Origin of the sequence: Methanobrevibacter acididurans, from assembly GCF_046197875.1 — an archaeon.
Lineage (GTDB): Archaea > Methanobacteriota > Methanobacteria > Methanobacteriales > Methanobacteriaceae > Methanobrevibacter_A > Methanobrevibacter_A acididurans.
The window spans coordinates 1,370,619-1,396,724 of record NZ_CP166991.1; the positions used below are offsets into that span (position 1 = coordinate 1,370,619).

At 26.9% G+C, this 26,106-nt stretch carries 32 protein-coding genes and 2 tRNA genes; 5 read left to right on the forward strand and 29 right to left on the reverse strand.

Going from position 1 to position 26,106, the window contains the following annotated elements; genetic code table 11:
* Position 1: 1 nt before the first annotated feature.
* The 14 genes from ACA135_RS06755 to ACA135_RS06820 all read right to left on the reverse strand — a co-directional run bounded on the left by ACA135_RS06755 (position 2) and on the right by ACA135_RS06820 (position 12,343).
* On the reverse strand, positions 2–508 hold the full coding sequence (locus tag ACA135_RS06755) for a 4Fe-4S dicluster domain-containing protein (protein WP_409197993.1): 507 nt from the start codon (positions 506–508) through the stop codon (positions 2–4).
* A gap of 22 nt (positions 509–530) precedes the next feature.
* Complete coding sequence (porB, locus tag ACA135_RS06760; RefSeq protein WP_409197994.1) at positions 531–1,397, reverse strand: pyruvate synthase subunit PorB; 867 nt, start codon at positions 1,395–1,397, stop codon at positions 531–533.
* Between the two features lies 1 nt (position 1,398).
* Complete coding sequence (gene porA, locus ACA135_RS06765) at positions 1,399–2,547, reverse strand: pyruvate synthase subunit PorA (RefSeq protein ID WP_409197995.1); 1,149 nt, start codon at positions 2,545–2,547, stop codon at positions 1,399–1,401.
* Between the two features lie 14 nt (positions 2,548–2,561).
* A complete protein-coding gene (porD, locus tag ACA135_RS06770; protein ID WP_409197996.1) occupies positions 2,562–2,807 on the reverse strand; it encodes a pyruvate synthase subunit PorD in 246 nt (81 codons plus the stop codon).
* 78 nt (positions 2,808–2,885) lie between these two features.
* A complete protein-coding gene (gene porC, locus ACA135_RS06775) occupies positions 2,886–3,407 on the reverse strand; it encodes a pyruvate synthase subunit PorC (RefSeq protein ID WP_409197997.1) in 522 nt (173 codons plus the stop codon).
* 458 nt (positions 3,408–3,865) lie between these two features.
* Positions 3,866–4,567: a phosphate signaling complex protein PhoU gene (phoU, locus tag ACA135_RS06780; RefSeq protein ID WP_409197998.1), complete on the reverse strand. Its 702-nt coding sequence runs from the start codon at positions 4,565–4,567 to the stop codon at positions 3,866–3,868.
* A 57-nt stretch (positions 4,568–4,624) separates the two neighbouring features.
* Positions 4,625–5,377, reverse strand: a complete 753-nt coding sequence (gene pstB / locus ACA135_RS06785) for a phosphate ABC transporter ATP-binding protein PstB (RefSeq protein WP_409197999.1) — start codon at positions 5,375–5,377, stop codon at positions 4,625–4,627.
* A gap of 21 nt (positions 5,378–5,398) precedes the next feature.
* Positions 5,399–6,253, reverse strand: a complete 855-nt coding sequence (gene pstA, locus ACA135_RS06790; protein ID WP_409198000.1) for a phosphate ABC transporter permease PstA — start codon at positions 6,251–6,253, stop codon at positions 5,399–5,401.
* Entirely contained in the window at positions 6,254–6,406 is a 153-nt protein-coding gene (locus ACA135_RS06795) for a hypothetical protein (RefSeq protein WP_409198001.1), read from the reverse strand.
* On the reverse strand, positions 6,403–7,281 hold the full coding sequence (gene pstC, locus ACA135_RS06800) for a phosphate ABC transporter permease subunit PstC (RefSeq protein WP_409198002.1): 879 nt from the start codon (positions 7,279–7,281) through the stop codon (positions 6,403–6,405). Before pstC ends, ACA135_RS06795 begins: the two co-directional genes overlap by 4 nt.
* 90 nt (positions 7,282–7,371) lie before the next feature.
* Positions 7,372–8,178, reverse strand: coding sequence for a phosphate ABC transporter substrate-binding protein (locus ACA135_RS06805; protein WP_409198003.1), 807 nt, complete (start codon positions 8,176–8,178; stop codon positions 7,372–7,374).
* 184 nt (positions 8,179–8,362) lie between these two features.
* Entirely contained in the window at positions 8,363–9,172 is an 810-nt protein-coding gene (locus tag ACA135_RS06810; RefSeq protein WP_409198004.1) for a phosphate ABC transporter substrate-binding protein, read from the reverse strand.
* A 160-nt stretch (positions 9,173–9,332) separates the two neighbouring features.
* A complete protein-coding gene (locus tag ACA135_RS06815; RefSeq protein ID WP_409199099.1) occupies positions 9,333–10,211 on the reverse strand; it encodes a PhoU domain-containing protein in 879 nt (292 codons plus the stop codon).
* A gap of 83 nt (positions 10,212–10,294) precedes the next feature.
* Complete coding sequence (locus ACA135_RS06820; RefSeq protein WP_409198005.1) at positions 10,295–12,343, reverse strand: hypothetical protein; 2,049 nt, start codon at positions 12,341–12,343, stop codon at positions 10,295–10,297.
* Positions 12,344–12,565: 222 nt separating this feature from the next.
* Between ACA135_RS06820 and ACA135_RS06825 the strand changes: the two genes are divergently transcribed.
* Positions 12,566–12,835, forward strand: a complete 270-nt coding sequence (locus ACA135_RS06825) for a 2TM domain-containing protein (RefSeq protein ID WP_409198006.1) — start codon at positions 12,566–12,568, stop codon at positions 12,833–12,835.
* Positions 12,836–12,847: 12 nt separating this feature from the next.
* Here the strand turns inward: ACA135_RS06825 and ACA135_RS06830 are convergent, their stop codons facing one another.
* From ACA135_RS06830 to ACA135_RS06840, 3 genes are all read right to left on the reverse strand, one after another.
* Positions 12,848–13,768 (reverse strand): hypothetical protein, encoded by a 921-nt coding sequence (locus ACA135_RS06830; RefSeq protein WP_409198007.1) that lies wholly within the window; start codon positions 13,766–13,768, stop codon positions 12,848–12,850.
* Between the two features lie 232 nt (positions 13,769–14,000).
* A tRNA-Thr gene (locus tag ACA135_RS06835) sits at positions 14,001–14,073 on the reverse strand.
* A gap of 87 nt (positions 14,074–14,160) precedes the next feature.
* A tRNA-Leu gene (locus ACA135_RS06840) sits at positions 14,161–14,243 on the reverse strand.
* A gap of 144 nt (positions 14,244–14,387) precedes the next feature.
* Here ACA135_RS06840 and ACA135_RS06845 point away from each other — a divergent pair.
* The 3 genes from ACA135_RS06845 to ACA135_RS06855 are packed head-to-tail and all read left to right on the forward strand — an operon-like array spanning position 14,388 to position 16,685.
* Complete coding sequence (locus ACA135_RS06845; RefSeq protein ID WP_409198008.1) at positions 14,388–14,555, forward strand: 4Fe-4S dicluster domain-containing protein; 168 nt, start codon at positions 14,388–14,390, stop codon at positions 14,553–14,555.
* Between the two features lie 26 nt (positions 14,556–14,581).
* Positions 14,582–15,373 (forward strand): adhesin, encoded by a 792-nt coding sequence (locus ACA135_RS06850; protein WP_409198009.1) that lies wholly within the window; start codon positions 14,582–14,584, stop codon positions 15,371–15,373.
* Between the two features lie 25 nt (positions 15,374–15,398).
* Positions 15,399–16,685: an oligosaccharide repeat unit polymerase family protein gene (locus ACA135_RS06855; protein ID WP_409198010.1), complete on the forward strand. Its 1,287-nt coding sequence runs from the start codon at positions 15,399–15,401 to the stop codon at positions 16,683–16,685.
* 8 nt (positions 16,686–16,693) lie between these two features.
* On the opposite strand, the gene ACA135_RS06860 is transcribed toward ACA135_RS06855, so the two are convergent.
* The 8 genes from ACA135_RS06860 to ACA135_RS06895 form a co-directional block, all read right to left on the reverse strand.
* Positions 16,694–17,515, reverse strand: a complete 822-nt coding sequence (locus ACA135_RS06860) for a nicotianamine synthase family protein (RefSeq protein ID WP_409198011.1) — start codon at positions 17,513–17,515, stop codon at positions 16,694–16,696.
* 26 nt (positions 17,516–17,541) lie between these two features.
* A complete protein-coding gene (locus ACA135_RS06865) occupies positions 17,542–18,387 on the reverse strand; it encodes an ATP-binding cassette domain-containing protein (protein WP_409198012.1) in 846 nt (281 codons plus the stop codon).
* Between the two features lie 27 nt (positions 18,388–18,414).
* Positions 18,415–19,251: a cobalt ECF transporter T component CbiQ gene (gene cbiQ, locus ACA135_RS06870; RefSeq protein WP_409198013.1), complete on the reverse strand. Its 837-nt coding sequence runs from the start codon at positions 19,249–19,251 to the stop codon at positions 18,415–18,417.
* Positions 19,252–19,476: 225 nt separating this feature from the next.
* Positions 19,477–19,758, reverse strand: a complete 282-nt coding sequence (locus tag ACA135_RS06875; protein WP_409198014.1) for a PDGLE domain-containing protein — start codon at positions 19,756–19,758, stop codon at positions 19,477–19,479.
* Complete coding sequence (gene cbiM / locus ACA135_RS06880; protein ID WP_409198015.1) at positions 19,759–20,412, reverse strand: cobalt transporter CbiM; 654 nt, start codon at positions 20,410–20,412, stop codon at positions 19,759–19,761.
* 550 nt (positions 20,413–20,962) lie between these two features.
* Complete coding sequence (locus ACA135_RS06885; protein WP_409198016.1) at positions 20,963–21,397, reverse strand: GNAT family N-acetyltransferase; 435 nt, start codon at positions 21,395–21,397, stop codon at positions 20,963–20,965.
* Positions 21,398–22,315: 918 nt separating this feature from the next.
* Positions 22,316–22,477 (reverse strand): hypothetical protein, encoded by a 162-nt coding sequence (locus tag ACA135_RS06890; protein WP_409198017.1) that lies wholly within the window; start codon positions 22,475–22,477, stop codon positions 22,316–22,318.
* Positions 22,478–22,929: 452 nt separating this feature from the next.
* Positions 22,930–23,649 carry a Nif3-like dinuclear metal center hexameric protein gene (locus tag ACA135_RS06895; protein ID WP_409198018.1) on the reverse strand — a complete coding sequence of 240 codons (720 nt, stop codon included), beginning with the start codon at positions 23,647–23,649 and terminating at the stop codon, positions 22,930–22,932.
* Between the two features lie 207 nt (positions 23,650–23,856).
* On the opposite strand from ACA135_RS06895, the gene ACA135_RS06900 reads away from it, so the two are divergent.
* A complete protein-coding gene (locus ACA135_RS06900; RefSeq protein ID WP_409198019.1) occupies positions 23,857–24,396 on the forward strand; it encodes a tetratricopeptide repeat protein in 540 nt (179 codons plus the stop codon).
* A gap of 18 nt (positions 24,397–24,414) precedes the next feature.
* Here the strand turns inward: ACA135_RS06900 and ACA135_RS06905 are convergent, their stop codons facing one another.
* The 4 genes from ACA135_RS06905 to ACA135_RS06920 form a co-directional block, all read right to left on the reverse strand.
* Positions 24,415–24,810, reverse strand: a complete 396-nt coding sequence (locus ACA135_RS06905; RefSeq protein WP_409198020.1) for a hypothetical protein — start codon at positions 24,808–24,810, stop codon at positions 24,415–24,417.
* A 112-nt stretch (positions 24,811–24,922) separates the two neighbouring features.
* The gene (locus ACA135_RS06910) at positions 24,923–25,192 is read right to left on the reverse strand and encodes an elongation factor 1-beta (RefSeq protein WP_409198021.1); all 270 of its coding nucleotides are present in this window, start codon (positions 25,190–25,192) and stop codon (positions 24,923–24,925) included.
* Between the two features lie 54 nt (positions 25,193–25,246).
* Positions 25,247–25,408: a zinc finger domain-containing protein gene (locus tag ACA135_RS06915; RefSeq protein ID WP_409198022.1), complete on the reverse strand. Its 162-nt coding sequence runs from the start codon at positions 25,406–25,408 to the stop codon at positions 25,247–25,249.
* Positions 25,396–26,079: a delta 1-pyrroline-5-carboxylate synthetase gene (locus ACA135_RS06920; RefSeq protein WP_409199100.1), complete on the reverse strand. Its 684-nt coding sequence runs from the start codon at positions 26,077–26,079 to the stop codon at positions 25,396–25,398. Before ACA135_RS06920 ends, ACA135_RS06915 begins: the two co-directional genes overlap by 13 nt.
* Positions 26,080–26,106: the final 27 nt, after the last annotated feature.

The following is a 26,106-nucleotide window of genomic DNA, read 5'->3' on the forward strand; positions in this document are numbered from 1 at the left end:
CTCATTCACTCTCCTTATCCATAGCAGCACTATTTTTAGTTGCACTTGTTACAAGAGATAAAACACCTTTACGTTTAGGTTTTTTACCTAAACTTTGAATTTTAGCAACATGTGCACTCTGTTTTTTATCTTTAAGATTTTCAATATCAACAAGAGCAATAGCTCGTTTACTACATGCTTGAATACAAGCTGGACCATCTTCACGATCTTTACAAAGATTACATTTATGAGAACTTCCATAAGCTATTGAAATACTACCGAATGGACAAACCATGGAACAAAAACCACAAGCTATACATTTAGTTGCATCAACACCTTCACTGGTCATAGCACCAGTAGGACATATAGTTTCACAAGGAGCATCTTCACATTGTTGACAACGTATTGGATAATAACTGTCACCTACATCATGAATAGTGATATTTTTAACACCATGAATACCTTCACAAGCTTTTTCACAATCTAAACAACCATCACATAATTCACTTTGTACTAATAATTTTTCCAAAAGAGTTACCTCCTTCTATTATTTATATTCCTAATTCTTCACAATTTGAATCAACATAAGATTGTATTTGATCAATTTGTTCTTGTTTAAGATGTCTGAATCTTTTTTGAGTACTTAAATAATCCATAACAGGAATTCTGTTTTGAGGTTTATAAGTTACTTTAAATTCCCCTTGATCAATCTCATATAAAGACCATGCACCAGATTCAACAGCTTTACGACCAATTTCAATAGTTTTACTTGGATCAAATCCCCAACCAGTAGTACATGGTTGATGTAAATGTATATATGACGGTCCATCTATTTCAGATGCTTTTTTAACTTTCTTCATATAATCTTCAGGATAAGCAATACTTGCTGTTGCAACATAAGGTATTCCATGAGCTGCCATAATAAGAGGCATGTTCTTCTTTGTTTCTGTTTTACCAAAACTAACATTACCTGCAGGAGAAGTAGTTGTACTTGCACCATAAGGTGTTGCTCCACTTCTTTGAATACCAGTGTTCATATAAGCTTCATTATCATAACAAATATATAACATATTATGACCTCTTTCCATTGCCCCAGATAATGCTTGGAGACCTATATCTACAGTTCCCCCATCACCACCGAAAGCTACTACATTAACATCTTCTTTACCTTGAGCTTTAAGTGCTGCTTCTACACCAGAAGCAACAGATGCGGCATTTTCAAAAGCAACATGAATAAAAGGAACTTCCCATGCAGATTCAGGGAAAGGAGTTGTCATAACTTCTAAACATCCTGTAGCAGCTATAGCTACAGTATTTCTACCTAACATTTTAAGAGCAAGTCTTACTCCAATACTAGCTCCACAACCAGCACAACCTCTGTGACCTGGTGCTAATAATTCTATTTCAGGTACTTCCATTTTAATAGTCCTCCTTAAGATCTATCCAATTAACATCTTTAACAGGATTTTTGGTTTGTTCAACAACTTTTAAAATTGTTTCACGAGTAATATCTCTTCCACCTAAACCAGCTATAAAATCATAAGCTTCTTTACCAACACGAGCTTTGATATCATTATATAATGCTCCTCCAACACCGAAACATACATTTTTATCAATTATAGCTAATTTACTTGCATTTTTAGTTGCTTCTTCAATTTCTTCATATGGGAAAGGTCTGTAAGATCTAACTCTTAATGATCCTATTTTTTCACCTTTATCACGTAAATCATCTACAACAGTCTTAATAGTACCACAAAGACTTCCCATTGAAACAATTATAATATCAGCATCTTCTGTTTTATAAGTTTCAATAAGACCATATTCTCTACCGAATTTTTCACCAAATTCTTTACCAACATCAGTAATTACATCTTTAGAATAATCTAAAGCTTTTTGAATATCATGTCTTAATTCAGTATAAGATTTAGTATCTGCAAAATTACCTAAACTCATTGGTTTTTCTGGATCTAAGAATTGATGTACCGGTTCATAAGGTGGTAAAAATTCATCTACATCACTTTGTTCTGGAATTTCTACAGGTTCTACAGTATGTGTTAAAATAAATCCATCTAAACAAACCATTACAGGTAAAGATACATTTTCGTTTTCAGCTATTTTATAAGCCATTAAAGTTGTATCTAATGCTTCTTGAGCATCTTCTACAAAGATTTGTATCCATCCAGAATCTCTTTCTGCTATTGCATCTTGATGATCATTCCAAATATTCAATGGTGCAGAAATTGCTCTATTAGCATCAGCCATAACAATAGGTGCTCTCATTCCAGCAGCCGCATATACTACTTCATGCATAAACATTAATCCTTGAGAAGATGTAGCAGTAAATACTCTTACTCCAGCTTCAGAAGCCCCTAAAGTTGCACTCATTGCACTATGTTCAGATTCAACTCTAATATATTCAGCATCAAGATCTCCATCAGCTACATATTGTGCTAATGTTTCAGATATTGTTGTTTGTGGAGTTATAGGATAAACAGGAATTACTTTAGGTTTAGCTAACTTTACAGCAGTAGCTACACTTTCATTTGATGTCATAACTTTTTTTGTCATAAATAATCTCCTTTTTATTCTTCTCTCGCTAATTCAATAGCTTTTACTGGACATTCATTTTTACAAATTCCACAGCCTTTACAATAATCGTAATCTATATCATGATCTTTATTTATACATCCTTCTGGACAGAACAGAATACAGTTATCACAATCAACACATTCATCTTTATTAAGTGTTGGTTTAAAGGTTCTCCAACTACCTGTTTTATTAATACGGGTATTTCCGGGATTGGCTATTGCTCCTCCAATAGTATCCATTTATATCACCTTTTTATAATTTTTTTGATAATACGTTAAAATAAATTTTAATTTTAATAAAAAAATTTTAAAAATTTTTTAAGCTAAGTCATATGCAATCTTACAAGCAGTTGCATTCTTTTCCCCTATTTTTCCAGGGAATGTTTCTTTAATTACTTTTATAATAGATTCAATGGTTACTTCACCAGTTCTTTTAGCAAAGCATCCTAAAATAATGGTATTTACTATGTTTCTACCTAAGTTATCTAATGCAATACCAGTTGCATCAATATCAAATACTTCCACATCTTTAGAATCTAATTCTTTAGTAGTATTTATAATTACTTCACCATCTTTGTTTATTCCAGAATAAATGTCTACAACATTGAGTAATCCATCATCTAGAACCATTACATAATCAGGATTGTATACTTGATATCTGATTTTTATAGGTTTTGAGTCAATTCTAGTAAAAGCCATGACCGGTGCCCCTCTTCTTTCTACTCCGAAGAATGGGAACGCTTGAGAAAATTTTCCATCTTCAAATGCTGCTTTTGCTAAAATTTCAGCTGCAGTTACAGCACCTTGTCCTCCACGACCATGAAAGCGAATTTCAATCATAATATTTTCCTCCATTTTGTCATAATTAATCATTTAAATTAAATAATATATATACTTTTATAGTAAATATAAAATTCTGAAAAAACAGAACTAATAAAGGAACATTAAAAGAAAAAAGTAATAAAATTAGTATTTTTATTATAAAATTTTTAAAAAATTAGTAAAAAAAATAAAAAATATTCAAAAATAGAAAAAACATCTTAAATTAAATAAAACAAGCCATAAAAAGCAAAACAAAAATAAAATAAAGAATAACAAATCAAAAATCATTTAAATAAGCAATATATAGTATAAAATGAATAAAAGAAGAAAATAAAATATAAGAACATTTAATAAAAATTGAAAAAAATAAAAACATAGTCATGATTAATCATTATAATTAAAAAAAATAATTAAAAAAAAGAAATAAAACAAGATAAAAAGTTTAAAAAATAAAATAATAAAAATTATTATTTATCTTATAAATCTTCATCATTTTCATTATCTAAAGGTTTAATATCAGGTCTTTTAAGAGTTAACATGAAAATAGTACGATTAGAAATATTAACAGCTCTATCAGCAGAACGTTCTAAAAATCTTGCAATAAAAATTAATTGAACAAAATTTTCAATACCCTCAGTACTTTCACTCATTAAATTAGTAGATCTAGTAAGTACATTATCAAAAAGTTCATCTACCTTATCATCATCAGTACTTAATTCTCTAGCTTTTTCTAAATCATGATTATGAAAGGCCTTAATAGATTTAATTAACATTAAATGAACATAATCACTCATAAAAGCTAATTCTTTAACAAGTTTCTCAGGAACTAAATCAAAATTAATTTTACTAATAGAATCTGCAATATTCAAAGATAAATGACCAACACGTTTAATATGACTAATATTACGTATTAAAGATTCAATATACATTAAATCACTAGCATAAGGTTGTTCACTAGCAATAAACCTAATACATTTACGTTCTAATTCAATAGTAAAAACATCGATTTCATCAGTTTTTCTCTTTAAATCATTAAATTTATTTTCATCATAACTTTCAAGCAAATCTATACATTCACTCTGAGAATCAATCACAAGCTGTCCTAATTTTTCAGAATCTTTATTTATATTCTTCATTTGATTTTTAAATGAAATACTAGGAAAAATTTTATTCATCATCACATCTCCACAATTATAATATTATATATATTTAGTAAATAATTCAAACTTAACTGTTTAACCAAATCTTCCAGTAATATATTCCTCAGTTTTTTCTTCACGAGGATTAATGAAAAGTTCAGAAGTTAAATTATTTTCAATAATTTCACCATTTAAGAAAAAAGAAGTATATTTACTAACACGTGTAGCTTGTTGCATATTATGTGTAACAATTAAAATAGTATACTCTTTTTTAAGACGATTAATCAAATCTTCAATTTTAATAGTTGATATTGGATCTAAAGCAGAACATGGTTCATCCATAAGAATAACTTCAGGTTTATTAGCAATTGTACGGGCAATACAAACACGTTGTTGTTGTCCACCAGATAAACTCATAGCAGAATCATAAAGTTTAGATTCAACTTCATCCCATATAGCTGCAGATTTTAAACTTTCTTCAACTCTTTGTGCAATAAAATCTTCATCTTCTATTCCATGGATTCTAAGACCATACGCTACATTATCAAATATTGATTTAGGAAATGGATTAGCTTTTTGAAAAACCATCCCTACTCTTTTTCTTAAATTCACAACATCAATATTTTTACCATAAATTTCAGTGTCATCTAAATAAATTTCACCTGTATGATTAAATGAAGGAATCAAATCATTCATACGATTTAAAGTTCTCAAAAAAGTAGATTTACCACAACCAGAAGGACCAATAAGTGCAGTGACTGTATTTTCTGGAACTTGCATATTGATATTTTTTAATATGTGATTATCTCCAAATTTTGTGTTCAAATTTTTTACTGTAATTCTATTCATTTACAAAACCTTCCTTAAATTTTAAAATTTCCCCATCATTTTTTCTTGATATCTATTAACTAAGTAATTAGTAGCAAATGTTAGTATAAGAACAATTATTACTAGAACTGCAGCTGTACCAAATGCATTATCCATTGAAATTCCTTCAGTAGCTAAAATATATAAATGAAGAGGTAAAGGACGCCCTGGATCAAATATGGATATAGGGACTGAAAGTGCTGAACCAACAGCATACATAACAGCAGCAGCTTCAGATATAGCTCTTGTCATAGCAAGTATTACACCAGTCACAATTCCCGGAATTGAAGCTGGAATAACAACATTAGCTATAGTTTGCCATTTAGTAGCACCTAAACCTAAAGATGCTTGACGATAAGTATTAGGAACAGAAGCTATAGCAACTTCAGAAACTTGGAATACAGTTGGAACCGCCATAATAGCAAGGACTAACCCTCCTGATAGAATAGACCATCCTAAATTTAGAAATACCACGAAAAATGCTAAACCAAATAAACCAAATACAATTGAAGGAATACTTGATAAGGTTTCTGCACCAAAACGAATTAAATTAACAATTTTACTTTCACCTGCATATTCAACCATATACACAGCAGCTCCAACACCCAGAGGAGTTGCAATCACAGCTGCAATTAAAGTCACATATACGGAAGATATAATCATAGGTAATATTCCACCAGATTTACCAGAATCTATAGGACTACCTAATAAAAATTCCAAATTAACTACAGGTAACCCTTTTATTAGAATATAACCTAAAATAATAAGTAGAATACCTAATGTCACTATACCAGATAAAATAAAAATTTTATTCATTATTTTATCTGAAGATTTTGAACTACAAATTTTAAATGACATTTAATATTCCTCCTTAATATAGTTTTTAATATTTTTTGAATACATTATATTATAATAATCACAAGAATCTATTTCTTCTAAAATTTTTTTTGTTCCAATAACACGACGTGGGACTCTAATATTTTTTTGAATATTGATTTTCTCATAAATCATAAATCCCCACCCCCAATGTCCATTTTATATTTACGTTGAATCCAATTAGTAAACAATAATAAAATCATTATGATTATGAATAATACTACTGCTGTTGCAAATAATGCATTATAATGTAAACCTGTTGCATAACCCATTTCTAATGCTATATTAGAAGTTAAAGTTCTAACTGGTTCAAAAATAGATCCTGGAATTTGAGTAACATTACCTGCAACCATTATAACTGCTAGGGTTTCACCTATTGCACGACCCATACCTAAAATTACTGCAGTTACAATACCTGGAAGCGCCGCAGGTAAAATAATGTGACGAATTGTTTGCCAATTTGTAGCACCCAAACCTAATGAAGCTTCTTTAAACTGTTTAGGAACACTACGAAGTGCATCTTGAGATACACTAATAATTGTAGGTAAAATCATTATCGCCAATATAATTGCAGCGGTTAAAATACTAAACCCAGTTCCCCCAAAATTATTTCTAATTATAGGCACTAAAACAATTAAACCAAAAAATCCATATACTACACTTGGAATTCCAGCTAATGTTTGAATTACTGGTTGTAAAAATTTTCTTACATTATCGCGAGCAACTTCCGCCATGAATATTGAACATAAGATTGATAATGGCACAGCCATAACCAATGCAAGCAATGTAACTTCTAATGAACCAACAATCATAGTGAAAACACCATATTGATTGGAATCAGGAGCCCAATTCATTCCAAAAATAAAATTTAAAAATCCATAATCTTGAAATGCAGGAAATCCTTGAATTAATATGAATGCTACTATTACAAGAATTATTAAAATAGAAAAACAAGCTGTTAATAACAAGCCTTTCTCTATAAACAATTCTGAAAAAGTTTTTTCTCCCATTTCATACCCCATAACTTTTTTTATTAAAATATATTAATAACATGATAATTTTTTAATTTCATCTATTTTTCTATAAAAAGTACCAATTCTTCATGATACTGGAATAATCTTATTTTCTTCAATTATTTTTGTTCCTTCAGGAGATTTAACCCATTCTAAAAATTTATTTACTTCACCAGTAGGTTTTCCTTTAATAAGGAACAAGAAAGGTCTTTGAAGTTCATAATCCCCATTAGATATAGTTTCTTCAGAGGGTTGAACACCATCAACTGAAAGAGATTTAACATCATTAGACATATGAGCAAAAGACATGTACCCTATAGCTCCTGGATCTGTTGAAACTGCTTGTTTAACTGATTCAGTAGAACTTTGAACTATAGCTGAAGACATTATATCCGATTTATCCATGATAAGACTTGTGAAAGCATCTCTTGTACCAGAGCCTTCTTCACGAGTTATAACATGAATTTCCTGATCTGGACCTCCAACTTCTTTCCAATTTGTTATATTTCCATTAAAAATACCTTTAATTTGTGAACTTGAAAGATCTGAAATGTTATTACCATTATTCACACCAATGACTATTCCTTCTTTACCTAATTCCACTTCAGTTATATTTTGTTTATCTGAAGAATCCAATTCTTTAGAACTCATCCCAATATCTGCGATTCCCTGATGAGTACTTCTTATACCCATTCCAGAACCTCCTCCTTGAACACTAATTTTAATATCAGAATGGTTTGTATCATAAGCATCTGCTAATTCTTCAGCTAAAGGTTGTACACTTGTTGAACCTACAATGTCCATCCTTTGAACATTCATACCTGGTATGACAAGTAACAAAGCAATTATTATTACTATGATTATTCCAATTATCCATTTATACTTTGATTTCATAAAAAAATCCACTTTTAGTTTTTTAAAATTTAATTAATAAGAAATAAGTATTAAACCATGTATCTTTTTTGTGAAGAAAATAATTTTATTTTAAAAAAATAAAAGGAAAAAAGAGAAGAAATTCTTTAAAATTTCATAATATTTTTTTTAGTGATATAATTCTATTAATATTAAACTTTTAAATTTATGCAGTAGATTGCACAATTTTTTCTTGTTGTAACACTTTTTTACCTTCATCACTCATGACCCAATCAAGGAACTTTTTAGTTTCTCCTGTAGGTTCACCTTTAGTTAAAAATATGAAAGGTCTTTGTAATTTATAAGATCCATCACTTATTGTACTGTCTGATGGAGATACTCCATCAACACTTACGGATTTTACATCATCACTCATATGAGCATATGATATAAATCCAATTGCATTTGGATCTTGTGCTACGGATTGTTTTACTGCTTCTGTAGAACTTTGTACTACTGCATCTTTTTTCATTGAATCATTTCCTAAGACTAATTTTTGGAATGCATCTAAGGTTCCTGATCCTTCTTCTCTAGTAATTAAATTAATTTCCCCATCATTTCCCCCAACTTGGTTCCAATTTGTAATATTACCTGAGTAAATACCTTTTAATTGGTCTGTAGTTAAGTCAGAAATACTATTTTCATTATTTACAGCAATGACTATACCATCTTTACCTAATTCATATTGTTTTAATCCACTTGCATCTGAACCTTTTACTTCTTTAGAACTAGATCCTATATCTGCAGTACCATCTTGGGCACTTTTTATCCCTACACTAGATCCTCCACCTTGGACGTTGATTTCTACTCCAGAGTGGGTTTGGTTGTATTCAGATACAAGTTTTTCAGCTACTGGTTGTACACTAGTTGAGCCCACAATATCTATTTTTTGAGCACTTGATGTTGTAACAATCAATAAAGCTGCAGCTATTATAATTATAATAGCAAGTATTGCTATTTTTTTATTTTTTTTCATATATCATTCTCACCCATTTAAAAGGTTGATTTTTATATATATAAAGGTTTCCATAATGTGAATGAAAATACACAAAATAGGAACTAAATGTAAAAAAGAAGTGATATAAAAATACACAAAATTCACAAAATAGGAATAAAAATAAGCTTAAAGCAAAAGCTTATTCACGAAAAGACCGTGGAGTAATAGGGCGAGGAATATCTTTATGAAATTCAGCTGCAGTATCCATAATTTCAACACTAATATCCCCAATACGTTCAAAAGCTTTAACAACACGAGACAAGTACAAATAATAATTAGAATGTTGAGTATCATCAAAACTAGTATCTGCCATTTGAAAAGCAATACAATTCATTGCATCTTTCTGTAAAGTATGAATCTTTTCTTCATTATCCATAAGATCACCTTTAACACTTAATTTACCATCAATAAAAGCTTCCATAGAAATATCTATAGATTTTTGAGCAGCTTTATGCATCTTTTTTAAAAATTTCAAAACATCTTCATCCACAGCTAAATCATCATTAACAGTAAATTTAGCAAGATGGGCAGAATAATCACCAATACGTTCCAAATCATAAGCAACTTCATTATAAACAGAAACTTTAGAAACTTTAGAATGAGGATCAATATTAACAATAGTTTCAACAGAATAACGAACCTTTTCAAAGAGATTATTTGTAGTATAATCCATTTCAAGAGCATCTTCAGCTATTTTCTTATCATTTTCAACAATAGAATTAAAAGCAACCTCTACTTCCTGTTTAACGTGATCGCTCATATTTTGTAACATATTTTTAATCAATAAATTACTAGAATACTCTGGGGAATTCATATTATTCCCATATAACTCTTCATATTTTTTTAAATCAATAATATAAGCCCTTTTAACAATTTCCTTTTTAACAAGAGGTTGTAATAATTGAGTAACATAACGACGAGTAATACCTAACTTATCAGCAATTTCATCTTGAGTAGATGGATTTTCATATAAAATTACGTCCAAAATATCTTTTAAAGTACTATTTCCTTTATTCACCATAAAAATCAGCAAAAATTAGATTTAACTAAAATTATTTTAATAAATTCAAATTAATAAACATTACTAAAAAAAATAAAAAATTAAAGGTTTACAATTATACTTGTATTATTAAAAGAAGAAGTATAATCAGTAGAACCATAATAAAAACATTTTACAATATAATCGCCAGAATATAAATTAATAGGCAATTGATATTCCCCTTTATCATCAGTTGTAGCCCAATAAACCTTACTTAAACCATTGTGAGGATTAGTTAAATTTAAAGCAATATGTTGACCTGCTAATTTATCCCCAGAAACTGTTTGCAATACTCCAGTTAAATTTTTCAATTCTCCATAAGTACTTACAAATTTATTAACACTTAAAAGTGTAGATACTTTATCAACATTATTTACAACAATAGAATTATTACAAGTACTAGCTAAGTAACCTTCAATATCAGAAAAAGATGCTTGAACAGTATACTGTCCAGGGAAAAGATTAATTTCTAAAAATAGTTTACCTTCAGTATCTGTTGTAGCCCAATAAACTTTACTTAAACCATTAAGAGGATTGGTTAAATTTAAAGCAACATGATAACCGATTAAAGGATTTCCATTAATATCTAATAATTTAGCAGTGTAATTTAACCCTTGACCATAATTTTCTGTTAAATTTTCACCTATTAAAACTGTTTTTAATGAAGTATTGGTGTTTAAAATAGCAGTTTTTAATATAGTATTTTGTGCTTGTGAATAATTACCTTCAATTAATGATTCACCTAATTTATTAACTGTATAATTACAGTAAACTAAACCTTCATTAACTGTTAAATTATTTATAGAAATACCGTTAACCAAAATATTAACAATTCCTGCAGTTATTTCATTACCATTATCATCAGTGAGTGAAGCTGTAATATTTACAATTTCACCTTTTTCTACTTTAATAGTTTGATTATTTAGTAAAGTGAGATAAGCATTACTTAAAATTCCGTCATTATAAATCTTGTTACCACTTTCTAAAGCTGTACAATTTTTAATAGTGTTATTTTTTAAGGTTAATACAGAATATTGATTATAACAAGCTCCCCCGTACTTAGCAGTGTTATTTGAAAACATACAATTTTCTACAGTCATTAAACTATAGTACCAGTAATTAAAAATAGCACCTCCATAGAAATTAGCTTTATTACTATCGAATATACAGTTATAAATTAAACAAGACCCAATCATACCATTAAGAGCATTTGCAGAGTATATGGCTCCTGCTTGAGAAGCAGAATTCCCTTTAAAAATACAGTTAGTTATATTAGAATAAGATCTATCGTTTAAGTACAAAGCTCCACCTATACCAATACCTGTACCTTGATTATTTATAAAAGTAGAATTGTACAAATTTAAATATCCCTTATTTTGATATATAGCTCCCCCATTTTGCTTATAAGCAATATTATCTATAAATAATGTATTATAAATATTTCCAGTACCATATAAATCATAAATAGCTGCACCCCCATCACAACCACTATTAATAATTGAATTATTAATAAATTTAGAGTTATTTACTGTTAATTCCCCTATAAGATTATATATAGCTCCTCCATATTGAGCGGAATTATTTTCAAAAATACAATTATTAATAGTTAAAGTACCTGTATTTTTTTGAATGGCTCCACCAACTTCTTGAGATGAAATCGTATTTCCATTAATAAAGGTTAAATTATTTAAATTAATTGTAACTTGATTATTTATAATGAAAATATGAGTAGCATTATCTCCACTAATTACAGTATTTGAATAATTTTCTCCGATTAATTTCACATTTTTAGTTAATTCATAATTACTTATATTATACATTCCTTTAGAAACATAAATTGATTGACCTCCAGTATTAGCATTTAATGCTTCTTGAACTGTTTTAAATGGATTAGATTTTGATCCATTACCTGAGGTATTGACATCAGAAGAAACATACAAATCATAATTAGAACTTAAATAATTACTATTAGAATCAATAGCAATATTATTATTATTATTAAAACTTGAATTATTATTTTCTACATTTTCAGCAGCAACAAATGGTATTACACAAAATACCATTAAGAACAACATTAATAATAGAATAATTTTATGAAAAAATTTTGTCATAAAATTTATCCTCCCATAATTAATTTTTTTTAAATATTAAATAAAAAAAACAGATAATTAAATTAATAATATTTATTTAAATCGAATAATGATATAATAATTAAATTAATAATTAAATGTTTTACATTAAATAGTTTAAATTATATTAAATATAAAATTTTTCAATGTGAATAAAATTTAATATCGGTAATAAAATTATATATAAATAAAATTGTGATGAAAATGGTAGATTATGAAAGCAAAGAATATAAAAAAGCAGAACAACGTGTAGAGAGCAAAATTAGATTTTACAAGCATCTTTCAATATATATCATAGTAAATATTTTATTATTAGCAATAAATTATTTTACAAGCCCCGGAACTTGGTGGTTCTATTGGGTAAGTATAATTTGGGGAATTTTTGTAGTAATTGAATTTATAAAAGTTATTTTATTCCCTAAAAAAGGTAGTGAATGGAAAGAAAAAGAAATTGAAAAAGAATTAAAAAAATAAAATTTAAAATTTTTATCTTTTTTTATCATTGAATTTATTATTAAAAAATTTTTTAGTTTTATCAGAAGCATTCATAGACTTATTTGAATAATTTGAAGATGAATTTTTAGGATTATGATAATTTTGATAATCCTCTTCATTTACCACTCGTTTATTAGGAATATACTCCCGATTATAATCATTCTCATAATTTCTGTTTCTTCTAGATTTTTGAATTCTTGACATTTCTAATTCATCAAAATCTAATGGGTCATAATCTCTTGGATTTCTTGAAGACCTATACTGATTTCGGTATTCATTATCATAAACATTATCTTTATTTTCATTACGTGCATTAAATATACTGCTTATTACACCAACTATAATGATTAATAGTAATAATAATATTATTAATGTAGCGAAAAAATCAAATTTATCAAATACTTTACCCACTAAAGAGAAGAAGACATTGTTAACATCTACTAATCCTCTAAGTAGTATAATTCCACCAGTGAAAAATACTAACACTCCATTTTTTTTCGGAATGTTATTAGAACGGAAGAATGGGTAGAAACTTAAAACTATCATACCTAAACCCATAACACGGAAAAGATTTTGATTTGTTGCGGTTTCAAGTAAATTGAAGATTTCAACAAAATTATAATGGAATGTAGTTAATAAATAGACTAATTCAATTAATGTTATAACAACTATAGGGAGTAAATAAACAACTTCTCCACCAATATTTGTTTCTAACTTCTTAACTTTTATACCATCTCTTGAATATGTGTCAATTTTTTCTTCAGAATAAGTTGATAGTAATTGATAAATTATTGAACTTAATACAGATCCTATGACAGTCCCAGTTAGTCCTAAAGTTGCGGTGGTTATTGCGACTATACCAGAAATTACTCCTGCCATTAAAATATTAAAATGTTTTGTTTTTTTAGACATTTTACCCTCCAATAAAGTCTATTATACTTTTTTTAATAAAATAATCATAATTCTCTTATGATTTTTTTGGTGTTTAAATGTAAAATTTTATATTCTTTTATATATTTGTTTTATAAATTAATAAAATTATCTATTTTTAAAATAAATTAAGAAATTATTTGATTAATATAAAATTAGTACTGTAAAAAATAGTTATTAAAATATGAAATAAGTAAATTCTCCAAAAATTAAGAGCCTTAGGGGGGATTCGAACCCCCGACTTCCACCTTACCAAGGTGGCGCTCTACCGGCTGAGCCACTAAGGCAATAAATTGGTACATGTGTTAAAAATAGAATAAATCATCCTTTTAGTAATAAACTTGATAAAAAAATGATTTTGATTAATATAAAAGTGCAGGGGAAGGGATTCGAACCCTCGAAGGCCTATACCAGAGGATCTTAAGTCCTCCCCCTTTGGCCACTCGGGCACCCCTGCATACTACAACATACTAATTTAAGATTTATCTCATATATAAAGGTAACGTTTTTTAAAAAATTTTAAAAACTAAATCAATTCTAAACTTATTTATTAATTAAAAATAAAATAGTATCAATAATTAAAATAATTTGGTGACACAATTTGATAATAGATAATGAAGCTTGTGGTATTTGTGAAAAATGTATAGACTTATGCCCATTAAATATAATAAAAAGAAATGTATTTTCAGTAGTTATCTTAGAAGGATGTAACAACTGTGGGAAATGCTTAGAAATATGTCCTTGTGGTGCCATTCATGAAGAAGTATAATATATAACTAAAAGGTTTTGAAAAAAATGAAATTACCTGGATTTTTAAAAAAATTAACTATTATTGATTGGATTATAATCCTATGTATTATTTTAGCAGTTTGTTTTGCATTTATTTACATAGCAACAGATGATAATGGAACTGAATCTACATCAATTGATAGTACAACAATGAGTAAAGTTGGACAAAAATATTCTGAATATTATTTAGAAGGAGACATTATAACTACTACTATTGAAGGATATAATGCAAGTAATGGGAAAAATATTAATATAAATGGTACTGTACTGTGGGAAGATGATGATTCCGGAGCAAATACAAAATTGTTAATTGACTCTGGAGGACACAAATATTTAGCTGCAGTATATAATGATGTTAAAAATGCAGATATTTATATTGATGAATTAACACTTGAAAAAAATGGTTCAAAGTATAATAATACTGTAGAATGCACAATAAGTCCAATGAATATTAATACTTTAAATGAATTGATAAAAGGAATACCTAATGGTACAAATTATGAGATTTCAACAACAGTTGCATCTTCAACTAAAGATACTCAAACTTACCAAGAAATTACAAATCAATTATATGAAAATCATTGCAGAATATGTATTAAACCTGAAAATGCTGCATTACAAGACCAAATAGAAATTATTAGAGCAACAGGAAAAGAAATTAACATTGCAAGCAATATTCTAAACCAACTTGATGGTAAAACTGACTCAATAAAGTTACGTATTTATAATTGTAATAACACTACTTTAGAAAATATTGAAAGTAATTATAACGTGACAAATGTTGGATATATTTCATAAGAATTTCTAAAAATATGTGAAAAATATGAGCACCATTTATAATATATTAACCCATATTACAGAAAGTATTACAAGTAAAGTAAAAGAATCATTCTTATTCATTACTATATTTAATATTTTAAAATATTTTGAAGATGCATGGATCAACAGTTTTTTTAAAAGTTTTTATCCTAAAGAAAACTTTTTATCTTTCTTTAAAAAAAGTAAAATATTGAATAAATATCTATTTAGTCCATTGATTGTAATCGTTGTATTTACCATATTTTTACTTCTTTCTTTTACCCCTGTAAGTTGGAGTTTAGAAATAAATCTTTTAATAGCATTTTTAACCTTTTTTATAGGTGCAAAATTAATACCAAAATACTTGTTAAACAAAGATATTGAATTATTTAATTTTAAAAGAAAAGAAATATATTCAATAGGATTCTGCCTGATATTACTCGGATTAATATTCTTTATTCTTTGTATAGGTAAAGCTGGAGGATTACCTATAATCCATTCAAGTTTAAGATATAAACTTTCTCCTGCATTAACAATGCCTATATTTTTAATGATACCTGGAATTGGAATGATAGCAAGCTGTTATTTAATGGATTATAAAAAAAATATTATTTCAAGAACTCAAGTTAGATTCAGATTTTTAATTCTGTTTATGATTAGTGCAGTCATATTTTTAACTTTAGCTTATAGAACCCCACTACTTGCAGTTTTATTACTCCTTATAATCATGGGATATTATGGAGAAATACTTTCTCTATGGGAAGTTGTAATAGCTGCATTAATTGGTATAGGTGCAATTGTAGGAATTGGTTATTATCGTGTAATTGAAGAAGGAACTATAACAAAAGGAGCAAGCCCAATATCAACATTACAATCAAGAGCAGATTTCACATTACATGTATTAAATCTAATAAATAGTGTATCCGGAGATTATGGATTATTACATGGAAAACTAATAGCTAGCTCACTACCAGGTAGTGCTCTTGGACCCAGAATGATGATTGGAAAACTAATAGCTTGGAGAAGTGAAGTTACAGTAACACCTACAATAATAGGACCAATGATTGTAGATTTTGGAAGAATAGGTGTTGCAATCGGAATGGGATTAATAGGTTTTATATTAGGAATAGGATTTAAAATAGTGGAAAAAACTAAAAATTCATTTTACTTATTCATATATGCATTATTATTAACTTACACAATACTTGGAGTAGAAACAGGAATATTAGACATCCAAGTTATATTATATTTCATAATAGGATTATTCATATACTTAGTAATTTTAATAAAAAATAGAAAGTTTAAGATATGAAAAAATATTTAAACTACTTTTCTAAGTAATACACTTGTATTGTTAGTATTTCCTATAGGTAAAAGCATAACCTCTTTATGAAATCCTCTTATATCTTTATCAGTTAATGGAGCATAAAGAATAGCTCGCATACCACTATAAGTTCTAACAAGAACTGGAGTATTTATATCAACAGTTTCCCAAACATTAGCAAAAACTTTATCTTTAGGAATAGCAAATGCTGCAACCATCACAATATCATAATCAAGATCTTTTAATTTAGTCTCATCACCAACAACAATTTTAATACCATCAGATAATCCTAATTTAGCTATAACCTCACGAGATAATTCAGCAACATCTTCTTGAATTTCAATACCAATGCAATTACAACCAAATGCTTGTCTAAATAATATTAATGTAAGAGGTAATGGCCCACTACCAATAAACACAAAGGTTTTATCTTTACTAAACTTAGCTAATTTAGATTCATTAATTAATAAACCTTCATATCTTTCATAAAAATGAAAAGTATCTAAAGTTTGATTAGGGTCTTTAGATTGAATAATATCCATAGCATTTTCAGTTTCTAATCTTGCACCAATATATAAATAAAATTTTCTGATAAGTTTTAATGCTTTATTCATCCGAACATTATCTAATATATGTTTTGCTGAATCAAAATCAATTTCTTCATCATGAGCAATAACTTCAATTTCATCCAATAAAAGGGTGATTTCATTTAAATTCACATCATCTAAAGTATTTAAATCATTTAAAGAATCAACACCATATTCTTCAAGTTTTTCAGCAATTTCCTCAATTTTTGGCCAATATTTCCAACAACTCATATAATAACAACTCCATAAAAATTTAATTAATGATTGCTTAATTTAGCTTTAATAATTTCATCACAGGCTTCTTGAGTAGTTAATTTATTAGGTTGGACATTTAACCCCTCTTTTTGCAACTTATGTAATATTTCACTAGCTTTTGGAGGTCTTAAATGTGCTTTTTTTAAAATTTCATGATTAGAAAATACATCATTAGTAGATCCTTCATTAATAATTTCACCATCATGAACAATAAAAATTTTATTTGCAAATTCTGTTATAAGTTCAACATTATGAGAAGAAACAAGCAAAGTCATGCCCTTTTCATTTAAGTGATTAAGGATTGTTAAAACTTGATCAACACCCTGAGGATCTAAACCTGCTGTTGGTTCATCAATAATCATTAATTCAGGATCCATTGCAATAATTCCTGCAATAGACACTCTTTTTTGTTGACCTCCACTTAAATGATGAGGAGGTTTTTCCTCAAAACCTTCCATTCCTACCATTTTTAAAGATTTTTCAACTCTTTTATCCACTTCATTTAAGTCTAAACCTAAATTCATTGGACCAAATGCTACATCTTCTTGAACTGTAGGGGCAAACAATTGGTCATCAGGGTTTTGAAATACTACCCCTACTTTTTGCCTAATTTTAAGCAAACTCTTTTTATCATATTTCATTTCTTCCCCATTAATTTTAACAATCCCACTTGTTGGTTGGGATAATCCATTAAAATGGGAGAATAAAGTTGATTTACCTGCACCATTAGCTCCCATAACTGCTACTTTCTCTCCCTTATTAATACTCATATTTATATTTTTTAATGCCCGTGTACCATCAGGGTATGTGAATGTTAAATCTTGAGTTTCTAAAATAGGTTCTGACATAATAATTTCCTCCCAATAATTATTTCTTTATGTTGCTGTAAAATGTAAACCAAAATATCCTAATTGTGGTGCATAAAATATAACTAAAATTTCTATAAATAAAATTAATAATACAATAGATATTATGAAAACATAATTTGATTTTGTCATTTTTTTTCTACTTACATAAAATTGAGAATCATTAGAAAATCCTCTACTTACCATACTTGAATATGTTGTTTCTCCTTTTTCATAAGATTTTAAAAACATCATGGCTACTGTATAACCTACTTGTTTTATTCTCCATTTATAAGGAGTTAATTTACTATGAATATCAAAGTTTCTAGATTTTTGTGATTTTCTTATTTGTGCTAATTCATCAATAAACATAAATAAAAAACGTACCATAATACTTAAAATCATGGCTAAATCTCGAGGCATTCCTAATTTTCTAAATGATTCAACAACTTCTTGCATTGGACTTGTAGATGATAATATGACTATTGCAGTTAAACAAACAATTAATCTAGACATTAAAATAATTCCCCAGTTAAGTCCAGCATCGGTAATATGAATCCATGAAATAGAACTAACCCATATTATATTTCCAGGATGAATAAATGGTTGAAATAGTATAATTGCCCCACCAAATGGGATCAATAATAAAATACGTGTAAATGAAGCTTTAAATGATAATTTTGCAAGACCCATTACAATTAACAAGAATATTTCTAAAATTATAGGGACAAATAATTGATTAGAAAAAACTGAATATATTATTATAAAAAGTACAGATATTAATTTTACTCTTCCGTCCAAATTATGAATAACACTATTTTGTGCACTTACAACATCCAAATCGAGTGCATCATTTATATTCACCATTAACTTACCCCATTTCATATTACAAATAATCAATTTATTACTTAAGTTAATAAATTCATTATTTATTAATAATTATTTATTAAAAATAAGTTTTCAATATTATTTTTTTAATTTTATTTAAGAATTAAAAGAATATTAAATTTTTTAAAAAATAAATATAAATTAGTTAAAACTAATTAATAACTAACTTATTATCTATTTTATTTAAGTTCTTCCTATTTAAATTTAATTCCGTCTTTTAACAATTTCCCCAACACCATATCCTAGTGCTAAAACTATTAATGTACCAATTATTAAAACACCAATTTCACCTAATTTTCCTAATGGTTCAAAAGTATAATCTGGAAATGGTGATTGTAAAAATGCACTTGCTTCACCAACACCAGAATCTTCTGCGGATTTTTCTAATCCATCAGGATTTCCAGATGCAATGAAAGGAGAAAGACATGCTAAGACAACACAAACTATAATAGCAATTACAATTAAAATTTTGTCTTTTTGTTTCATTTAATTAACCTCCACATTTTTACTTGTGGATTTATCATTCCAAGCTAATAGGTCAGGTCTGTATTTTTCAAGAGCAGCAATAACAATAATTGTTAAAATAGCTTCTATTACTCCTATGAATGCATGGTAAAGACCCATAGAAGCTAAACCTATATTTAAAGGGAAAGTTCCAGCAAGTGCCATTTCTACCGCACAAGCTTCTGCAGCTATAAAAGTCGCAAGCCATGCTCCCACTCCAATTGCAGGATATTTTCCAATAAATTTACGTAAACCTTTAAAAGTAAATAAACCAACTGCACCCCCTATAATACCCATATTAAGTACATTAGCTCCCAAAGTAGTGATACCCCCATCACCAAAGAATAAAGCTTGTACAAGTAAAACCACTGTAAATACAAGTACTGTTGCTTCTGGAGCCATAAATACTAATGCTACTAATGTTCCACCTACCATATGTCCACTTGTACCAAATGGAATAGGCATGTTCATTGACATTATAGCAAATATACCTGCTGCTAATACAGCCAATAAAGGAATACGTTTCTCATTAAGGTTATTACGCGCCCACTTAGATGCAAAGTAAAGTGCAATTATTAAAATTACATAGTAAATAGCACATTGCCAAAGTGGAATAAAACCGTCAGGTATATGCATATTTTTAATCCTCCCAAATTATTTTTTTCCGTTTTAAAATACAAGTAATACTTTTTATAATTTTATTTATATATGGAGTATTACAAATATTTTATTTAAATGATTAATATTAAAAATCAAGCCCATAAATAAATTTTTAAGTTAAAAATTACTTGACAATTAAGTTATTTATTAAAATATCATTTATAAAGATTTTGTTAGTAATAACTTAAATATAAATTTAGATAAAATAGTAATACTTCAAATTTAGATAATAATTATTTAAAAGATTTTAATAATCGGTTATATTTTTTAAAAATTAATAAAATAATAATAAAAAAATAAAATAAAACTAAAATAAGAATATTTTATCATTCAATAATAAATCAATGAAAATTTAATAAATTAAAAGAATATTCTCTTATAACAAAGCTAAAATAATAATAAAAAACTTAAAATTTAAAATAATTAATCCAAAAATGATATCTACTAAATTAAATAGTACAAAATTAAATTTTAAATAAAAAAAGAAAAAATCATGAATATTTAATGATAATATTAATAAAATAAATTATTTAGCTTGAATTGAAGTTAATGAGATATCATAAAGTTTTAAAGGCACCCTATAAATATTTTTAGACATATGCACAGTATCTAACTTATCATTTACTCTAAATATGATATTGAAATTCATTTTATTCCAAAAAAACAAAGCCCCATCAACAATATTTTGAGTATGTAAATATATTTCATTATATCCCTGATTATAACAAAATTTTTCTGCTTTTTTAACTAAAGCAGAAGCTATTCCATTTCTTCGATATTTTTCATCAACAAAAACTTTATAAAAACTAGCAGTTGATTTTCTTGAAAAATTATTTTCAAAACATTCAGATTTTCGATCATATTCTCTTATACCAATGGAACCAATAATTTCATTAGTTTTTGTATTTATAGCTAAAAAGAATGTATTTCTTACAGGAGTAATATAAAAATTTTTTAACAATCCAATATCTTTATGAAACTTAGGAATATAATTTAAGCCATACTCTTTTTTAATTAAATTTAATAAAAATTTTGGCTTTGTAGAAACCCTATTTTTTTGGTAGTTGTGTTGATCTGTGGATGTTGTAGATTAGGTTTTTGAGTTTTGTTTCTTTGTTTGATAGTTTTAGTGTTCGGCTTCGGTTTGTTCCGTTAAATAGTCTTTTGATTACGCTGAATACTCCTTCTACATTGCTTCTTAGACTGTATATTTTGGGTCTGAAGATGGATATGCTGTTAAGTCTGTAGTGTCCTTTTTTGGCTCTAGTTTTAATTGGTATTATGGTTGAAAGCTCCTGTGTATTCGTTTATACATTTTCTTATGGGGTTCTGTGTCGTATGCTCATGTCTGCTAATATGTAATGAGGGGGTGATATTTTTTTGTTTGTCTTATGGAATTGATTGCGAACTTGGTGTCACTTCTAGGTCCTCTTTGAGTTGCATAATTGAGGATTAAACGAGTTTTTATGTCTATTGCGATATGGTTTTTAACATAGCTTTTTCGTTTCTTTGGCTCGTATTATTGCATAATATTTGTCAGCATAATCGTTGGTGAATCCTGATCCATCTAGGGCTATTATTTCTCCACTTATATCATGTTGGGATAATATTAATTTGGTTGATTTTTCTTAAAGTACCAGATGGTAGTTTTTGGAAGAATTTTTGGATTGTGGTGTAGTGTGGGACCTTTTTTATCCGTAAATATTTAATTATATTGGTCATGATAATTGTAAAAATTGAGTTATATTCACGATATGTGCTTTTTGTATAAATTTTAAGTGCTAAAATAGTGAATAAAACATGGTTGTGTGTATAAAATGATTGCTAAAATAATTAGAATAAGTATTTAAACTTATTTTTGCATAGTATAAATGTGGTTTCAATGATATTTTAACAGTTGATTATTTGTTAAATCTTCATTATGATTTTTTAAATGTCTTTTTATAAAATTTTTTGCAGGTTTTTCAAAGTTAAAATCCGAAAGATTTAATTGCTTAGAAAACAAATAATTACTTGGAGAATGGATGTTTTTATTTGTCATATTAATATTTATTCTCCATTTTAATATTAATACTTATTCTTTACTTATTTTAAATATCATAGGTACTATTTCAAGTGTAAAGACTTGAAACCTTCTTAAAACTTCTTAAAACTAAATTAAAAGAAATCGAAAAAACAAAAACATCAAGGTACAATTTCAATTGAAAAAAAATTAGAAAAAAAATAAAGGGTTTCTACAAAACCAAAATTTTTGAACTTTATATAATGAAAATTTTAGTTCAGATAATTCAATAATTTTATAATTAATCAAGTTCATCACTCCTAATCTTAATACCGTACTACATAATTTATTTATAAATCTCCATTTTCATGAAAATTTTAATATTAAAAAAACATTTATTATAAATAAGTAATAATAATATTCAAAATATTATTAATTATGTATGATAAAAAAATAAATACCTTGAAAAATTTATGAAAAAATTTTTTAATTTATTTTAAGTTTTTAATATAATCCCATGGAACACCAGGATCTATCACTTCAATAGGAATACCAATTGAAGATATTAAATCTGCTAAAGCATATAATCCAGGTATTTCACTATAATAATGAGATAAATCAATTAATGTTAAGTTTAATTTTTCAGCTAAAATACTTGATTGATGATTTAAATCTCCAGATATAAAAACATCAACATTTCTTTCTTTTGCTAACTTTATGTAATTTAAGTTGCTTAATCCATTTCCTGCTAAAATAGCAATTTTTTTTACAATTTTATTAGGATTTCTACCATTAATCACTCTTGTATTTTCTTCATTAAATCTTTGAGAAACTGTGTTTAAAATTTCTTCAAGTGTCCGGTAACATGAGCATATACGTCCTAAACCTGTTGTAATATCAAATGTTGACATTACCTTTAAGTTTAAGCTTTTAGCTAATGCATCACTAGATCCTCCTTTATAAACATCCCAGTTTGTGTGGACTGTATATGTTGGTGTTCTTGGTGTGAAAATTGGAGGATGATGTGTTATAACTAAATCTCCTTTATTGAAAGAGTCATCATTTTTGGGTAATATATCCATCATGATTTTGATGTTTTTTATTTCGGAATTTTGGTAATTTATTCCAAAATATCCTATTTTATCTTCTTTTAAAGCTAATTCTTTAGGAATCATTTCATCAATAGCTTTGAAAATATTTATAGTTAACATAATATTTTTCACTTTTTTCTTATTATTAATAAGGATTATATTTTTATTATTTAAATAGTTTTTATAAAAATAAAAAGTAAATAATACTATTTTTAAAAAATGATTAAAAAAGTATTACAAATTAGTAAAAAAGTATTTATACACAAGATCAGAATATAAAAATGTTTAAAAGAAAATAACTTTTTAAAAAATTATAGGAGTAAAAAAATGAATATTAAAACATTGTACCATGAAAGTTACAAAAGAGGAAGAAAAAAAGCAAAAATGTGGCAATGGTACGATAATTTATTTTTAGGTGCTTTAATAATAATATTTTTAATAAGCTTAATAATAAATGATTGGAATGTTGCATTCTTATCTATTGTATTAACATTAATCATTTTATTAAATTATTGGAAAATGATACTAATAAAAATAGCAGAAAACAACTGCAAAAAAGAAAATTATGATAATGCACATAAATATACTAATTATATTTTAAAAAAAGATAAAAATAATTTATCAGCAATAATTAAAGAAGCAGAAATTTATAAAAAACAAGAGAAATTTCAAGAAGCATTAAATACCTGCAATAAAGGATTAAAAGTTAATCCAAATAATCTAGAAATTTTAACTTTAAAAGTAAAAATTTTAAATGAAATGAAAGATTATGCAAAATCATTGAATATATGTGAAATTATTTTAAATATAAATCCATATAACCCTAAAATTGAAGAAATTAAGAATTTAATAAAAAGTAAAACTTAACTTTTTTCATGATTAAGTTTATTTTTCATTTAACATTTTTAAAATATCATCATTTTGTTTTTTTAAAATTTCAATTTGCTTAACTAAAATTTGATTTTGATAATTTAAATTATCTAATTCTTTTTTAATTTGTTTAATTGAAATATCTTCATTTTCAATATTATGTTCTTCAACATTTTGATTTTCAATCTTTTCTAATACTGCTTTTTTAATATAAAAATTTAAAAGATCCTCTACCTGATTTTCAGGTAAACCATTATTAACATCTTGTTTTAGCAATAATTGAATTTTAGGACCATATTCCACATCTAAACCATTTGACTCTAATTTATTTTTAAAGTCTTGACTTAATGAAAATCCTCCAGTCAATTCTTTAACTTTTTCTTTTGCAGAGTCTTTATTAAATAATGACATAATATAATATTTAATTAATTATCTATAAAAAAAGCTATGTTAATTTTTATACTAAAATAGTATAATAAAAAATTTAAAAAAAGTTAAGTTTAACGTAAAAACTATAAAATTTTTACATTAATCTTCTAACATCAGTTACTTGAATACTTTCAACATCTTTAAGATTACTTAAAGCTGCTTCAGTAGATTCAGATCCACCTTCACCATCATCAACAACAACCATAGTATTTAAAGCTACTAAACCAAAAGCTATAGGTTCTTCTTCAATTTGGTAAAATTCTGCATCATCAGGTATGTTAGATTTAATATCTGATTTTAATTGTTCTAAATCAGTTTCTGGGCTTACAGGCATTACTTTAATAGTTGCTACAACATCTCCCATAATCATTCCTCCAATTAAATAGTAAAAAATAAGATTAAAAATTAAATTTTAATCTTATGGTCCTTCAAATCCACAGTCACATTTATAAGAGTGACCGAAAGTTCGACATTTTTCACATCTAGCGATGAGTTTACCACATTGTGGACATTTAAATTGAACATAAGGTTCAATTTGTGGTATTTCTTGTTTACAAGATTGGCAAATTATTTTTTCCATTTTTTATCACCTTTAATATATGTATATGGGAACGCATTAAAGTTCCCTTGATTTGTAATTATTGATAAAACTCTCTTAGGAAAGTTTCCATTAACAATGTAACAATCAGACTCGAATCGTATTAAAGTAGAGGGCAACATTAAGTCAATTGATGATTCTTCAAAAGTTAGTAGTTTTTTTACATCAATTTCTTTAATAAATTTGGACCCCTCTAGTGTAGGTTGTCGAGTATATATACCATTTACATTTGTTGCTATTAAAAGTTTTGCATTTATGAGGTGTGAAATATATGCTGCAATAGAATCCGAAGTCACATCCCAAGTATGTTCAAAAGGATCTTCAATCAGTAATAACTCAGAACATAACAAAATGGGTATTTGACCATCATTTGATATTTTTACTGCTTGATTAATTGTTTTAGCTAATTTTGTAAAATTAAATTTATCATTTAATAGTTTAGCCAATATATCCATTGAATTTATAGCAGTTTCATGAGTAACATCATTAGAAAATCCTATTTCCATATCATATTTTCTTATTAAGTTTGCAAAATCTCCCCCACCAATAACAAGTAATGTATTAGTTCCTTCTAATTCATTTATAAGAGATATTGCACTTTCTGGAAATAAACTTCCTCCAATTTTTATAACCCAATCAATAATTTTTATCACCAAAACTAATTTTTCAAAAACAATATT

Bases quoted from the DNA above. Each gene is read 5' to 3' on its own strand.
- porB (WP_409197994.1), bottom strand. From the start codon at position 1,397: ATGGAAGTACCTGAAATAGAATTATTAGCACCAGGTCACAGAGGTTGT.
- porA (WP_409197995.1), bottom strand. From the start codon at position 2,547: ATGACAAAAAAAGTTATGACATCAAATGAAAGTGTAGCTACTGCTGTA.
- porD (WP_409197996.1), bottom strand. From the start codon at position 2,807: ATGGATACTATTGGAGGAGCAATAGCCAATCCCGGAAATACCCGTATT.
- porC (WP_409197997.1), bottom strand. From the start codon at position 3,407: ATGATTGAAATTCGCTTTCATGGTCGTGGAGGACAAGGTGCTGTAACT.
- phoU (WP_409197998.1), bottom strand. From the start codon at position 4,567: ATGATGAATAAAATTTTTCCTAGTATTTCATTTAAAAATCAAATGAAG.
- pstB (WP_409197999.1), bottom strand. From the start codon at position 5,377: ATGAATAGAATTACAGTAAAAAATTTGAACACAAAATTTGGAGATAAT.
- pstA (WP_409198000.1), bottom strand. From the start codon at position 6,253: ATGTCATTTAAAATTTGTAGTTCAAAATCTTCAGATAAAATAATGAAT.
- ACA135_RS06795 (WP_409198001.1), bottom strand. From the start codon at position 6,406: ATGATTTATGAGAAAATCAATATTCAAAAAAATATTAGAGTCCCACGT.
- pstC (WP_409198002.1), bottom strand. From the start codon at position 7,281: ATGGGAGAAAAAACTTTTTCAGAATTGTTTATAGAGAAAGGCTTGTTA.
- ACA135_RS06805 (WP_409198003.1), bottom strand. From the start codon at position 8,178: ATGAAATCAAAGTATAAATGGATAATTGGAATAATCATAGTAATAATA.
- ACA135_RS06810 (WP_409198004.1), bottom strand. From the start codon at position 9,172: ATGAAAAAAAATAAAAAAATAGCAATACTTGCTATTATAATTATAATA.
- ACA135_RS06820 (WP_409198005.1), bottom strand. From the start codon at position 12,343: ATGACAAAATTTTTTCATAAAATTATTCTATTATTAATGTTGTTCTTA.
- ACA135_RS06825 (WP_409198006.1), top strand. From the start codon at position 12,566: ATGGTAGATTATGAAAGCAAAGAATATAAAAAAGCAGAACAACGTGTA.
- ACA135_RS06830 (WP_409198007.1), bottom strand. From the start codon at position 13,768: ATGTCTAAAAAAACAAAACATTTTAATATTTTAATGGCAGGAGTAATT.
- ACA135_RS06850 (WP_409198009.1), top strand. From the start codon at position 14,582: ATGAAATTACCTGGATTTTTAAAAAAATTAACTATTATTGATTGGATT.
- ACA135_RS06855 (WP_409198010.1), top strand. From the start codon at position 15,399: ATGAGCACCATTTATAATATATTAACCCATATTACAGAAAGTATTACA.
- ACA135_RS06860 (WP_409198011.1), bottom strand. From the start codon at position 17,515: ATGAGTTGTTGGAAATATTGGCCAAAAATTGAGGAAATTGCTGAAAAA.
- ACA135_RS06865 (WP_409198012.1), bottom strand. From the start codon at position 18,387: ATGTCAGAACCTATTTTAGAAACTCAAGATTTAACATTCACATACCCT.
- cbiQ (WP_409198013.1), bottom strand. From the start codon at position 19,251: ATGGTGAATATAAATGATGCACTCGATTTGGATGTTGTAAGTGCACAA.
- ACA135_RS06875 (WP_409198014.1), bottom strand. From the start codon at position 19,758: ATGAAACAAAAAGACAAAATTTTAATTGTAATTGCTATTATAGTTTGT.
- cbiM (WP_409198015.1), bottom strand. From the start codon at position 20,412: ATGCATATACCTGACGGTTTTATTCCACTTTGGCAATGTGCTATTTAC.
- ACA135_RS06890 (WP_409198017.1), bottom strand. From the start codon at position 22,477: ATGACAAATAAAAACATCCATTCTCCAAGTAATTATTTGTTTTCTAAG.
- ACA135_RS06895 (WP_409198018.1), bottom strand. From the start codon at position 23,649: ATGTTAACTATAAATATTTTCAAAGCTATTGATGAAATGATTCCTAAA.
- ACA135_RS06900 (WP_409198019.1), top strand. From the start codon at position 23,857: ATGAATATTAAAACATTGTACCATGAAAGTTACAAAAGAGGAAGAAAA.
- ACA135_RS06905 (WP_409198020.1), bottom strand. From the start codon at position 24,810: ATGTCATTATTTAATAAAGACTCTGCAAAAGAAAAAGTTAAAGAATTG.
- ACA135_RS06910 (WP_409198021.1), bottom strand. From the start codon at position 25,192: ATGGGAGATGTTGTAGCAACTATTAAAGTAATGCCTGTAAGCCCAGAA.
- ACA135_RS06915 (WP_409198022.1), bottom strand. From the start codon at position 25,408: ATGGAAAAAATAATTTGCCAATCTTGTAAACAAGAAATACCACAAATT.